The organism is Corallococcus sp. AB030 (genome assembly GCF_003668965.1).
Taxonomy (GTDB): Bacteria; Myxococcota; Myxococcia; order Myxococcales; family Myxococcaceae; genus Corallococcus; species Corallococcus exiguus.
Window position 1 is genome coordinate 1 of record NZ_RAWQ01000030.1, and the last position, 13,123, is coordinate 13,123.

Genomic DNA, 13,123 nt, shown 5'->3' on the forward strand with positions numbered 1-13,123 from the left:
CGGCGACTCCGGTGGAGAGGGTGGGGGCGGGCACGGGAGCCCGCTCGAGGTCGATCCAGTGGCGCTGCCGCTGGAAGGGATACGTAGGAAGGGTGACGCGCTGGCGCTGCTCGTCGGCGTGGAAGGCCCGCCAGTCGAGGGCCACGCCCCGGCGCCAGAGCTGGCCCGCGGCGGTCAGGAGGGCGCTCCAGTCCGCGGCATCGCCGGTGGACTCGCCCAGGGAGGCGAACACCCGCGAGCGCTGGTCGGCCGTGGCCTGCTGCCGCGCCAGCGTGGCGAGCGTCACGCGCGGGCCCACCTCCAACATCAGGTGGTCGCCCTTGTCCCAGAGCGTGCGCAGCGCGGGGGAGAAGCGGACCGTGTCGCGCAGGTGCCGCGCCCAGTAGTCAGGGGACGTCGCCTCGGAGTCCTTCAGCCACGTGCCCGTCGCGGTGGAGACGATGGGGATGCGCGGTGCGGACAGGCGCATGCCCTTCACCGTCTCCAGGAAGGGCGCCACCGCGGCGTCCATCATGGGCGAGTGGAATGCGTGCGACGTCTGGAGCATCCGGCACGCGGTGCCCTCCGCCTCCAACGTGGCCTGCAGCCGCTGCACGGCCTCCGTGGGGCCGGACACCACGCACAGGCGGGGTCCGTTGTCCGACGCGATGGCCATTCCGTCCGTCAGCTTGGGGGCCACCGCTTCGGCGGACAGGCGCACCGACAGCATGCTGCCCGGCGCCTGCGCCTGCATGAGCTGGCCGCGCTTCGCCACCAGGTGCAGCGCGTCCTCCAGCGTGAAGACGCCCGCGAGGCACGCGGCGACGAACTCGCCCACGCTGTGGCCCACGAGCGCGCCCGGCCGCACGCCCCAGCTCCACCAGAGCTGCGCGAGCGCGTACTCCACCGTGAAGAGGGCCGCCTGCGCGAACGACGTCTGGCGCAGCGTCTCCGCGGCCTCGGGAGACTCCGGGTCCTTCGGGAAGAGCACCTCGCGCAGGTCGCGCCCGAGCAGCGGCTTGAGCACCTCCGCGCACGCATCCACCGTGGCGCGGAAGGCCGGCGCGTGGCGGTACAGCCCGTGCGCCATGTCTGGATGCTGCGAACCCTGTCCCGGGAAGAGGAACGCGACGGGCGGCGTGGACTCCAGCGCGGAGGCCTCCGGCTCGGCGGCCGTCAGCGCCCGCACCGCTTCCTCATGGGTGCCCGCCACCACGGCGCGGCGGAACGGGAACGCCTTGCGGCCCGTGGCCAGCGTGTGCGCCACGTCCGCGAGCGAATCCTCCGGATGCGCCTGGAGGTGCGCGGCCAGCCGCAGCGCCGCCTGCGTCACGGCCGCGGGCGTCTTCGCGGACAGCGTGAGGAGCTGGCGCGGCTTCGACGGGCCGGAGGCGGGACGCTCCGGGGCCTCCTCCACCACGACGTGCGCGTTGGTGCCGCCCACGCCGAACGAGCTCACCCCCGCGCGCAGGGGGCCGGTGCCCTCCGGCCACGCGGAGCGCTTCGCCTGCACGAAGAAGGGGCTGCGCGGGAAGTCGATTTTCGGGTTGGGCGTCTGGAAGTGCAGCGTCGGCGGCAGCTCGCGGTGCTTCAGCGAGAGCACCGTCTTCAAGAGGCCCGCCACGCCCGCCGCGGCGGTGAGGTGGCCGAAGTTGCTCTTCACCGAACCGATGGCGCAGAAGCCCGTGTCGGAAGTGTGCGCGCGGAACGCCTGCGACAGCGCCTCCACCTCGATGGGGTCGCCCAGCGGCGTCGCCGTGCCGTGCGCCTCCACGTAGCGGATGGTGCGCGGGTCGATGCCCGCGTTCGCGTGCGCCGTGGCGATGGCGGTGGCCTGTCCCTCCACGCCCGGCGCCGCGAAGCTCACCTTGGCCGCGCCGTCGTTGTTGATGCCCACGCTGCGCAGGACGGCGTGGATGACGTCGCCGTCCGCCTGCGCGTCCGACAGGCGCTTGAGCACCACCGCGCCCAGGCCGTCGCTGAAGAGGGTGCCGGTGGCGTTCGCGTCGAAGGGGCGGCAGTGCCCGTCCTGGGAGAGCATGCCGCCCTCCTGGTACAGGTGGCCGGACTTCTGCGGCACCGTCACGGACGCGCCGCCCGCCAGCGCCACGTCGCACTGGTGCGTCTGGAGTGCCCAGAAGGCCTGCGCTACAGCGACGAGCGACGTGGAGCACGCGGTGTTGAGCGACAGCGCGGGCCCGCGCAGGTCCAGCTTGTGCGCGACGCGGGTCGCCACGTAGTCCTTCTCGTTGGCCACCATCGCTTGGAAGGCGCCCACCCGGCCCACGATGTCCTGCCGGGGCAGCACGTGCAGCGGCTGGTAGCTGTTGTTGTGCGTGCCCGCGAAGACGCCGACGAGGCCGGGGTACGTCTCCGGCACGCAGCCAGCGGACTCCAGCGCCTCCCACGCCGTCTCCAGGAACAGGCGCTGCTGCGGATCCATCACCTGCGCTTCCTTCGGCATGATGCCGAAGAAGGCCGCGTCGAACAGCTCCACGCCCTCCAGGGTGCCGCGCGCCCGCACGTACTCGGGGGCGTCGCGCTCGGCGGCGGGCACGGACGGGTCCACCTCCTCGCGCGTGAAGGTGGCGACGGACTCCACGCCGCCCACCAGGTTCTTCCAGAACGTCTCGATGTCGGGCGCGCCCGGGAAGCGGCCCGCCATGCCGATGATGGCCACCGGCTCCGCGCCGCCCGCCGCCTGCTGACGCTTCGCCTGCCGCGCCTCCGCCAGCTGCTTGAGCGACGGACGCGACGCATCCCCCGTCAGCACCGCCGCCAGCTGCGCCACCGTGGGGGACTGGAACAGCTGGACGATGGGGATCTCCAGCCCGTGCGCCTGCCGCAGCCGCGCCACGCACTGGAGCGCGAGCAGCGAGTTGCCACCCAGCTCGAAGAAGCTGTCGTGCACGCCCACCCGGTCGATGCGGAGCAGCTGCGCCCACGCGTCCGCGAGCGTGCGCTCCAGCGGCGAGCGCGGCGCGACGAACGCCTGCTGCAGCTCCGGCCGCGTGGGCAGCGGGGCGGGCAGGCTCCGGCGATCAATCTTGCCGCTGGGCGTGCGAGGCAGGGCGTCCATCACCACGAACGCGGAGGGCACCATGTAGTCCGGCACCCGCGTGGACAGGTGGCGCCGCAGCGTCCCGGCCGCGTGCTCCAGCGTGCCGTCCGGGACGACGTAGGCCACCAGCCGCTTGTCGCCGGGCACGTCCTCGCGCGCCACCACCGCCACCTGCTTCACCGCGGGGTGGCTGCCCAGCGCGACTTCAATCTCGCCCAGCTCGATGCGGTAGCCGCGCACCTTCACCTGGCCGTCGATGCGGCCGAGGAACTCCACGTTGCCGTCCGGCAGCACGCGCGCCAGGTCGCCCGTCTTGTAAGCGCGCTCGCTGGTGCCGGGCTTGAGCGGGTGCGGCACGAAGCGCTCCGCCGTCAGCGCCTCGCGGTGCAGGTAGCCCTTCGCCAGGCACACGCCCGCGAGGAACAGCTCGCCGGACTCACCCTGCGGCACGGGCTTCTTCTGCTCGTCCAGCACCAGCAGCTCGCAGCCGTCCACCGCCATGCCAATGGGCGGCAGCGCGGGCCACGTGTCGGGCGAGCCCCGGAGCACGTAGCTGGAGACGACGTGCGTCTCCGACGGGCCGTAGTGGTTGTGCAGCGCGCAGCCCGGCAGCGCGGCGAAGAACGCGCGCAGGTGGTGCGTCACCTGGAGCTGTTCGCCCGCGGTGACGACCTCGCGCAGGGTGGGCGGCACCTTCTGGTGCGAGGTGGCGATCTCCGCCAGGTTCTGCAGCGCGATGAAGGGCAGGAACAGCCGCTCCACGCGCTCGTCCGCCAACAGCTGCAACAGCAGCACGGCGTCCAGCCGCAGCGCGTCCCGCACCAGCACCAGCGTTCCGCCGGAGCACCAGGTGCCGAACAGCTCCTGGAACGACACGTCGAAGGACAGCGGGGAGAACTGCAGCGTGCGCGTGCCCGGCCCCGCGATGGACTGCCCCAGCTGCCACGCGATGAGGTTGGCGAGCGGCCGGTGTCCCATGGCCACGCCCTTGGGCGTGCCCGTGGAGCCGGACGTGTAGATGGCGTAGGCCAGCCCCTCCAGGCTGGACGCGTCCACCGGCGTGGCCGGGACTTCCGGAGCGAAGAGGGCAGGGGACTCATCCAGGCACAGTACCGGGCCCGCGAAGGCAGGCAGCCCCGCGCGCAGCTTCGCCTGGGTGAGCAGCACCGGCGCCTTCGCGTCCTCCAACATGAAAGCCAGACGTGGCGCGGGATAGGCCGGGTCCAATGGCAGATACGCGCCGCCTGCCTTGAGCACGGCCAGCACCGCCACCACCATCTCCACCGAGCGCTCCAGGCACACGCCCACGAGCACGTCCGTGGTGACGCCCAGGCCCCGCAGGTGGTGCGCGAGCTGGTTGGAGCGACGGTCCAGCGCCGCGTACGTCAGCCCCGCGCCTTCGAACCGGACCGCCTCGGCGTCAGGCGTCCGGGACGCCTGCGCGGTGAAACGCGCCACCACTGTCTGCATGAGCGCTGCGTCCACGGACTTATCCCCCGGGTCCATCAGACCGTCAGGTACCGAGCGTTTGAGATTGAAGAGAATGGGAAAGACGGGCCAATCCGGGCACGCAGCATGCCATGCCTGGAAAGGAATGATCGCGTCTGGGCAGATTCCTTACATCCGGCCGACCCCTCGGCCGCTCCCCAACCGCCACATTCAGAGAAAGCGCGAGAAGAACGCCAACACCCTGCGTGGATATTCTTCGGGCGAGGCCTGGAGGTAGCTTTCGTGCCCCGCACCCGGCACGCGCCACTTCTCCCACGGGCCTTGACCCTGGCGAAGCAGGTTTTCCAGGGCTGCGTCCGGCACCCATGGATCCGAATCGCCCGCCACCAGCAGGACGGGGCGACCCGCGAGCGCGGCCATGTCCCGCGCGGGTTGCACGGCGTTCACGTCCACGCCCGCGCGCTTCATCACCCCCAGCGCCGGCCACAGGCCCAGGGGTCCCCAGTGTCCCAGCTCGTCCTGGAGCGCCTGCGCGGGCGCCACGGCCGCGGCCTCCACCACCACGGCCTTGATGCGCGGATCCTCCGCCGCGGCCTTCAACACCGAATAGCCCCCCAGGGAGAACCCGAGCGCACCGATGCGCTTCGCGTCCACCTCTGGCTGGAGCGCGGCGAAGTCCACCGCCGCCCGCACCTGGGTCGCCTCGCGGTCGCCATAGGTGGACACGGTTCCGCTGCTCTCGCCGTGCGCGCCCAGGTCGAAGAGCACCAGCCCGTACCCGGCCCGGGCCAGGAACCGCGCCTCGGGCAACAGCTGCGTGCGGTTGCCTGACAGCCCATGGACCAGGACGACGAGCGCCCCGTCGCGCGGAGGCAGGTACCAGCCCTTGAGCTGGAGGCCGTCGCGGTCCTGGAACGCCACGTCGCGCAGGCCGGCGAACTCCGCTTCCTGGGGAGGACTGCCCACTGGTTGCCGGGGCGGGTGCACCTCCTGGGAGATGTATCGCGCGCTGCGCACCGCGACCCAGGCGGCCATCGCCAGCAGGGCCACGCCTCCCAGCAGAAGCCCGGCGACGAGCGGACGCTTCACGCGGACTCCCGGGCCACCCAGGCGTCGAGCTTCGCCTCGAGCACGTCCAGCGGCAGCGAGCCCGTCAGCAGCACCTCGTCGTGGAAGGCCTTCACGTCGAAGCGCGTCCCCAGCGCGGCCTCTGCCTTGTCTCGCAGCGCGCGGATGCGCAGCTGGCCGACCTTGTACGCCAGCGCCTGCCCGGGCCACGCGATGTAGCGGTCCACCTCGTTGGTGACGTCCAGCTCCTGGCGCGGCGCGTTCTCCATGAAGAAGTCCAGCGCCTGTTTCCGCGTCCAACGCTTCGCGTGCAGGCCGGTGTCCACCACCAGCCGCACCGCGCGCCACATCTCGTAGGCCAGCTGGCCGAACTTGTCGTGCGGGTCGTCGTACAGGCCCAGCTCGTCGCCCAGGGACTCGCTGTACAGCGCCCAGCCTTCATCGAAGGCCACGTAGGACGTGAAGCGGCGGAAGGCCGGCACGTCCGTCTGCTCGTTGGCGAGGCACACCTGGAAGTGGTGGCCGGGCACGGCCTCGTGCAGCGTCAGGGGCACCATCTCCCAGACGGGCCGCGTCTCCGGCCGGTAGAGGTTCACCTGGAAGGTGCCCGGGCGCGAGCCGTCCGCGGCGGCCGGGAAGTAGAAGCCCGTCGTCACGTCCGGGGCCATGGCCTCCGCGATGGGTTCGACCACGTAGGGGGTCTTCGGCATCGTCCGGAACAGCCGCGGGAGCAGCGGATCAATGCGGCGGGCCAGCGTCCGGTAGCGCGTGAGCAGCGACTCGCCCGTGGGTTCGTAGAAGCGCGTCTCCGTGCGCAGCGTGTCGAAGAAGCCCTGGAGCGTGCCGGTGAAGCCCGTGCGCGCCATCACCGCGTCCATCGCCGCGCGCAGCCGCTGGACCTCCGTCAGGCCCACCGCGTGGATCTCCTCCGGCGTCATCCGCGTCGTCGTGTGCCGGCGCGCGAGCACCGTGTACATCGCTTCACCGTCCGGGAACTGCCACACGCCCACCGTCTCCGGCGCGGCGGGCAGGTACTCCGTGGTGACGAAGTCCAGGGCGCGCTTCAGCGCCGGCACCACGGTGTTCCCGATGGCGTCGCGGCCCGCCTGCGCAAGCCTCCGCGCGTCCTCCGGCGTGAAGTCCTTGGGCATGCGGGTGAAGGGACTGAAGAAGCCGCTCTTTGTCGGATCCTTCACGACCTGTCGCTCCAGCTGCGGCGGGATGCGCTGGAGCACGATGCGCGGGTGGATGCGGTGCTGGCGCATTCCCTCGCGCATCAGCGCCACCACCTGATCCGCGTAGGCGCCGAAGCCCTCCAGCCGCTTCACCCAGTCCTCGTAGTCCCGCACCGTCTCGAAGCGCAGGGTGTCCGCGAGCTGGTACGCCGTCTGGAGCCCCGGCGGCTGCTTGAGCCCCTCCGGCAGGCCTCCCATCTGGTTGAGGGGCAGGAGGTGACTCTTCACCCCGTACTCTTCCAGCCACGTCTCGTGCATCCGGCGGAAGAGGTCCAGGTGCAGCCGGTCCGCGTCGTTGTCCAGCGCGGCGCGGTCCACGTCCTGGAGCCTGCGCAGCACGGCGTGGCTGTGCTGGTGATCCGCTTCCAGCGCCGTGAGGCTCAGGTCATCCCAGCGGTCATTCCAGCGCCGGTCCCCCAGGAGCGACGCGTAGGTGGGGTACTGCTGGAGCGAGTACTGCCACTCCGCTTCCAGCAGGGTGTGCAGCGAAGCGGACGCGACGCCGCGCTGGGGGACGGACTGGGATGACATGGACGGACTCCGGCTTGGAAACCGCGGCTAGACGAACAGAGAAGGATCGAACTCGTCCACGTTGACCGGCAGCAGCCGGGGCAGGGGGCGCTGGAACACGCGGGCGTTGAGCTCCAGGTCGACGACCTTCAGGCCCAGCGGGGTGAGATCGCGGAATTTCTGGCTCACGTACTCGCGCAGGCCCAGCACGGCGACCTGCCGCTTCTCTTCGAGCAGGGGCTTGAGCGCCTCCGCGAAGTCCGCGCCGTCGTGGCTGGCCAGGCCGACCGCCGCCTGCGGACGCTGGGTGCGGATGTTCTCCAGGAGCTTGAGGATGCCCAGGTCCACGACCTTCTGATCCGGACGGCCGTGCAGCAGCGCCACCTCACAGCCCGCGGACTTCAGCGCGCGCACGAAGCCAATCATCGCGTCCGGCAGCTGCTCACCCCGAGAGTTGAGCACCACCACGCAGCGCACCGGCTTGGGGAAATATGTGTCGCAGAAGGCGACGAGCCGGTCGAACTGCACCCGGTCCTGCGGCTCGGGCTTGCGCCCGACGATGTTGGAGACGGCCCAATCGACGTTCTCGGCGTCGATGAGGACGTAGGATGCGGCGGCGGGGCGGACGGATTGCATGGCGGGCACAATACGCGGGCTGCCGGCCGTTGGGGGTTTTCATCGACCCAGGCGAATTCGTTGGAACTCCTCGCGCAACAGCTCTGACACACGCCGCACCCGGGGAATATCCAGCGCGGATTTCGCGCACACCAGGTGGGTCTGACTCCGGGAGAAGGGCCCCAGGTCCACGTCCAGAGGGACGAGGCGCGAGGGGCGGGTGAAGCGGTGCGCCATGCGCGCCATCACCATCGCGCCCAGGCCCGCCTCCGCCGCCGCGACCAGCACCAGGTAGTTGTCCGCCGTGAATGACGGACTGAAGCCGGGGATCATCGACTCCAGTTGGGGGTTGGGCGGGACTGCTTCGAAGGGGGGCGCCCAGGCCACCCAGGGCAGCTGCTGGAGCGATAGCTTCTTCGGCAGCCGGGCCTTCAGGGCCTTGGACACGAAGACGGCGTTGGGGACCTCCAGCGTGTCCACGAGCTTCAGGTCCGCGCTGGTGGGAAGCCGTCCGCGCAGCGCGAGGTCCGCCTCACCGCGCCCCAGGTCCAGGTATTGAATCTGGGATTGCACCTCCAGGCGCAGGCCCGGGTGCTTCTGGGAGACGAAGGCGGCGAAGGGGGCCAGGAAGTCGAAGCTCATGTAGGGCGTGGCCGTCACGCGCACGATGCCCCGGGGCGAGCTGTCCGCGGACTCCGCCGCGCGGTGCAGCTCCCCGGCCCACTCCGCCATCTTCTTCGCGGGCACGAGCAACCGCTCTCCCGCGGACGTGAGCGCCGCGCCATCCACGCTCCGGCGGAACAGCGCGGAGCCCACCGCGTACTCCAGCGCGGCCAGCCGCCGGCTCACCGTGGGTTGTCCGATGCGCAGCCTCCGCGCGGCCCCGCTGAAGCTGCCCGTCTCCGCGATGGCGAGGAACAGCCGGGCGTCGTCCCAGGAGATATCCATGAATGGATGGCATCATGCCGATTTCGCGGATTCCCATCCATGAGCGCATCGCGCATCGTGCCGCCTGTCCCGAACGCCCGGTGCCTCGCGCCGAAAGGAAGAAGGTGTCCGTCATGAAGTCCTCCCTGCTCGCGCTCTGCCTCTGTGTCGCTGGGTTCGCCACTGGCTGCGCCACGTCCTCGCACGGCGTCCAGAAGTCCACGCTCGGCGTGACGCGGCCGGCGGACGCGCTGCTCGCGGAGCTGGATGTGCCCGGGCCGGTGGAACTGGAGACCGTCACCTCGTGCGACTGGGCCGTGGACCGAAGCGGCCTCATCAACCTGGACCACCCGACGGCGAAGGCGGCGCACCTGGAGGACGGGGACGAGCCCGTGCAGGTCTTCTTCCACGCGATTCGTCATCCCACGAAGGGCATGTACATCGTGGACACCGGCGTGGAGACGGCGCTGCGGGATGCGCCGGACCGCGCGGCGCTGGGCGGCATCGTCACGAGCGCGATGCACATGGAGAAGATGACGGTGCTGGCGCCGCTGGGCGAGTGGCTGGCGAAGCAGCCCCAGCCGCTCTCTGGCGTCTTCCTCACGCACCTGCACCCGGACCACATCAGCGGCATGGCGGACGCACCGGCGGGGACGCCCGTGTACACCGGCCCGGGTGAGGCGGGCCTCCGCGCCTTCCGGAACCTGGTGGTGCAGGGCGCCACGGACCGCGCGCTGGAGGGCAAGCCGGCGCTGTCGGAGTGGAACTACACGGCCGACCCGAAGGGCCTCTTCGACGGCGCGGTGGACGTCTTCGGGGACGGCTCCGTGTGGGCTCTCTGGGTGCCGGGGCACACGCCGGGCAGCACCGCGTACCTCGTGCGCTCCACGAAGGGGCCGGTGCTGCTGTTGGGCGACGCCAGCCACACGCGCTGGGGCTGGGAGCACGACGTGGAGCCGGGCTCCTTCACGGACGACGGGCCCCGGGGCGTGGAGAGCTTCAAGAAGCTGCGCGCCTTTGTCGCGGCGCACCCGGCGGTGGAGGTGCGCTTCGGCCACCAGCACTGAGGCGTTCTGCTCCCCGGAACGCGCGGCGGTAGGCGAGGGGGCTGGTGGTGACGAAGCGCTGGAAGTGTTCGCGGAAAGAGGTGGGCGAGCCGAAGCCCACTTCTTCAGCGACGGCCTCCACGGACTGCTCGGTGGTCTCCAGCAGGTACTGGGCGCGGCGCACGCGGGCGTGGAGGAGCCACTGGAGGGGAGTGGTGCCGGTCTGCTCCCGGAAGCGGCGGCTCAAGGTGCGCTCGCTCATCGCCGCCTTCCGGGCGAGGGCTGGGAGCGTCAGTGGCCGGTCCAGGTGGTCCTCCATCCAGTGCAGGAGCGGCTCCAGCGACGCGCCTTCGGGGGCGGGAGGCACGTGGGTGATGAACTGGGACTGGCCGCCGTCGCGCTCCAGCGGCATCACGGCCAGCCGCGCAGCGTCCGCCGCCACCGCGGCGCCATGGTCGCGCCGCACCATGTGCAGGCAGAGGTCCAGCCCCGCCGCCGCGCCCGCGGAGGTGAGGAACTGGCCGTTGTCGACGTAGAGGACATTCGGATCCACCTGGATGGACGGGAAGCGCCGGGCCAGCTCCTCCGTGGCCATCCAGTGCGTGGTCGCGCGCAGCCCATCGAGCAGCCCTGTCGCGGCCAGGAGGAACGCTCCCGAGCAGATGGATGCGATGCGCGTGCCCCGGCCCGCGGCCGCGCGGAGGACCTTCACGAGCCTGGGCGGCACGGGCCCGGAGACATCCGTGATGCCGGGCAGGATGATGGTGTCCGCGCGCGCCAGGGCGCCCAGGCCATAATGGGTCTTCACCCGGAACGCGCCCGCGTGGACCTCCGGCGTCAGTCCGCAGACGCGGACCTGATAGCCGGGGCCGCCGAAGGGCAGCCGCACATGGCGGAAGACCTCGGTGGGAATCGAGAGGTCGAAGGGCACCACTCCGTCCAGCGCGACGATTGCCACGGTGTGCATGTCGGGACGATGCCAGGGCTGGTGGGTTCCCGCCAAGGTAAGTCGTGGCGGGAAGTCGTCGAAATATGGCGTTTCCGCCACTTACGGTGGGCGTGGGGCCCGTGTCATACGGACGGGGCTTCGTGGCGATGGCCGCCACGGCGTGCCAGGGACGTGTGACGGGGTGTTGATCTACCGCTTGCTGCTCCTGCTGAAGTTCGTGGGCGTGGTGCTCTACGGCGGCGGGCTCGTGGGGGCGCTGGTCGCGACGGAGTCCCGGGACCGCAAGCGCGCGGTGCACGCCATCGCGTCACCGGGGTTGGTGGTGACGTGGACGGCGGGCTACCTGCTCACGCTCCAGTTCAACATCGCATTGACGGAGGCGTGGATCCTGGGCGGGTTGACGCTGTCGCTGGTGTCGCAGCTGGCGCTGGTGGCCATGGCGTCCCGTGAGCGGCGCACGGTGGCGGGGGCACTCTGGGCCGCCGTGCCGTTCTTCTGCGTGTTGGTTCTGATGGTCTTCCGGCCGCGCTGGCCCTGGGTGGACACATGAATGCGCTGAGACAGCTGCGGTGGGTGGCCTTCCTGGAGGGGATGTCCTTCCTGGGGCTGCTCTTCATCGCGATGCCGGTGAAGTACCTGTTCGCTCAGCCCCTGGCGGTGCGGATTACAGGCAGCGTCCACGGGCTGTTGTTCCTGCTCTTCGTGTCCTCACTGTTCCGCGCGGCATCCGAACACGGCTGGACGGCGCGCCGTTCGCTCACGGTGTTCGGCGCGTCGCTGGTGCCGTTCGGGACTTTCGTGCTGGACCGCTCGCTGCGGCGGGAGGAGCAGCGAGCGGAGAGCTCCACACCTACCGCAGGCGGAACGAGCCCTCGGAGATGATCAGCAGCTCCACGCCGGTGGTGGCCTTGGGTCCGAAGGCCACCAGGGTGGCTGTGGCGCCGCCTCGCACCGCGGCGTCATAGGTGGCGAAGGCGTTGACCACCGCGTCCGCGAGCGCCGTGGCGGACGCCTTGCCGGACTGTTCCAGCACCGTGCCCAGCGCGGCTTCGAGCGTCGCGCCCGCCTGCGCGCCCGCATGCACCGCCGAGTCGAAGGCGAGCTGGTTGCTGCTCGTCACCCCCAGCTGGGCCCCCATCACGGACGCGCTTCCGCCGGTGGCGAGCTGGGTGTTGTAGTTCGCCCAGGCCGTCGCGGCGGCGTTGGCCGCCGTGGCGGAAGAGAGGTTCGCGCGCAGCGACGTGGCGGCGGTGTTCGCCTGTTGCAGCGTCAGGTCGGTGGCGCTCGCGCCCTGGAGCAGGGCCTTCACGGCGGCCTCGGTGGCCCGGGCCTCCAGCGCGGCGGCGGCTCGCACCGACGCGTCCGCGACCGCGATGCCCGCTCCCGAGGACAGCCGCGCGTCCACCGCGATGCGATAGGACACGCTCGCCTCGCGCTCCGCCTGCTGGTCTTGCGCGTCGTTCGCCTGGGGCGTGGCCGCGCGCACCGCCGCGAAGAACGTGTCGTAGGCGCCCACCGCGGACTGTCCGCCGGCATCCAGTGACGCGTCCAACTGCGCGGACGCAGCCCACGACGCGCTGAAGAGCTGCTCCTGCGTGACGGCCACGCCAGCCCGGGCGTACGCCTTGATCCGAGTCGCCTGCGCCGCGCGCACCGCCGCGCTCAACGCCTCCACCGACTCCGCCGCCGTCGCCTTGAGCTGGCCGCGCACCGCCGCCGCCTGCTCCGAGTTCAACCGCGCGCGCAGGTCCACCGTGTCCACGCCTTCCGGCGAGTCCCCGTCCCGCACCATCTGGACGAAGACCTCCGCCTCCAGCGAGGACTCACTCGTGATGGGCGGCGCCGTGCGCGCGTCCTGGCCGGACCGCGGCGTCGTGGAGTCCAGCACCGCGGAGCCCACCGTGGCGGCGGACGCATTCACCGCTTCGATGATCAGCCGCTGCCCCTCGTCGTCCAGCTCCAGCGTGTAGCTGCCATCCGCCGCGACGTCGGCCTCCGCCAGCGTCGTCAGGTCTCCGGACGCCACCACGCGGCTGATCCGCACCGTGGTCGCCGCCGAGACCGTTCCATCCCCGGCCAGCGCGGGCGCGCCGTCGACGAGCCCCTGTGATTGCTGACCGCCTCCGTTGGTGACGTGCCCCCGGACCTTCACCTTGTCGTCGCCGCCACAGGCCGCGAGCATCCAGCACACCAGTGCACCCAGAACCACTTCACCCGCACGACGCTTCTGCATGGATGGGAAACCCCCGGCCGGGCGAAAAGTCGCCTCGGCGTCATGGCCGGA

At 71.3% G+C, this 13,123-nt stretch carries 10 protein-coding genes; 3 read left to right on the top strand and 7 right to left on the bottom strand.

Going from position 1 to position 13,123, the window contains the following annotated elements; all coding sequences use genetic code 11:
- The 5 genes from D7Y15_RS10305 to D7Y15_RS10325 form a co-directional block, all read right to left on the bottom strand.
- Window positions 1–4,525, bottom strand: a 4,525-nt coding sequence (locus D7Y15_RS10305; protein WP_158629031.1) for a polyketide synthase, incomplete at its 3' end; no start/stop codon positions are given.
- Window positions 4,526–4,699: 174 nt separating this feature from the next.
- A complete protein-coding gene (locus tag D7Y15_RS10310) occupies window positions 4,700–5,578 on the bottom strand; it encodes an alpha/beta hydrolase (RefSeq protein ID WP_120579209.1) in 879 nt (292 codons plus the stop codon).
- Window positions 5,575–7,323 (bottom strand): DUF885 family protein, encoded by a 1,749-nt coding sequence (locus D7Y15_RS10315; protein WP_121752445.1) that lies wholly within the window; start codon window positions 7,321–7,323, stop codon window positions 5,575–5,577. The genes D7Y15_RS10310 and D7Y15_RS10315 overlap by 4 nt, the downstream gene beginning before the upstream one ends.
- Before the next feature lie 27 nt (window positions 7,324–7,350).
- Entirely contained in the window at window positions 7,351–7,938 is a 588-nt protein-coding gene (locus D7Y15_RS10320) for an NYN domain-containing protein (protein ID WP_120579214.1), read from the bottom strand.
- Between the two features lie 39 nt (window positions 7,939–7,977).
- Window positions 7,978–8,865, bottom strand: coding sequence for a LysR family transcriptional regulator (locus tag D7Y15_RS10325; protein WP_121752446.1), 888 nt, complete (start codon window positions 8,863–8,865; stop codon window positions 7,978–7,980).
- A 113-nt stretch (window positions 8,866–8,978) separates the two neighbouring features.
- On the opposite strand from D7Y15_RS10325, the gene D7Y15_RS10330 reads away from it, so the two are divergent.
- Entirely contained in the window at window positions 8,979–9,911 is a 933-nt protein-coding gene (locus D7Y15_RS10330; RefSeq protein ID WP_121752467.1) for an MBL fold metallo-hydrolase, read from the top strand.
- Here D7Y15_RS10330 and D7Y15_RS10335 read toward each other — a convergent pair.
- Window positions 9,844–10,857, bottom strand: a complete 1,014-nt coding sequence (locus tag D7Y15_RS10335) for a GlxA family transcriptional regulator (RefSeq protein WP_120579206.1) — start codon at window positions 10,855–10,857, stop codon at window positions 9,844–9,846. The genes D7Y15_RS10330 and D7Y15_RS10335 overlap by 68 nt on opposite strands.
- Window positions 10,858–11,020: 163 nt before the next feature.
- Between D7Y15_RS10335 and D7Y15_RS10340 the strand changes: the two genes are divergently transcribed.
- Entirely contained in the window at window positions 11,021–11,389 is a 369-nt protein-coding gene (locus D7Y15_RS10340; RefSeq protein WP_120579205.1) for a hypothetical protein, read from the top strand.
- The gene (locus D7Y15_RS10345; protein WP_121752447.1) at window positions 11,386–11,721 is read left to right on the top strand and encodes a DUF3817 domain-containing protein; all 336 of its coding nucleotides are present in this window, start codon (window positions 11,386–11,388) and stop codon (window positions 11,719–11,721) included. The genes D7Y15_RS10340 and D7Y15_RS10345 overlap by 4 nt, the downstream gene beginning before the upstream one ends.
- Here D7Y15_RS10345 and D7Y15_RS10350 read toward each other — a convergent pair.
- Window positions 11,690–13,072 (bottom strand): hypothetical protein, encoded by a 1,383-nt coding sequence (locus D7Y15_RS10350; protein ID WP_148712739.1) that lies wholly within the window; start codon window positions 13,070–13,072, stop codon window positions 11,690–11,692. The genes D7Y15_RS10345 and D7Y15_RS10350 overlap by 32 nt on opposite strands.
- Between the last annotated feature and the right edge of the window lie 51 nt (window positions 13,073–13,123).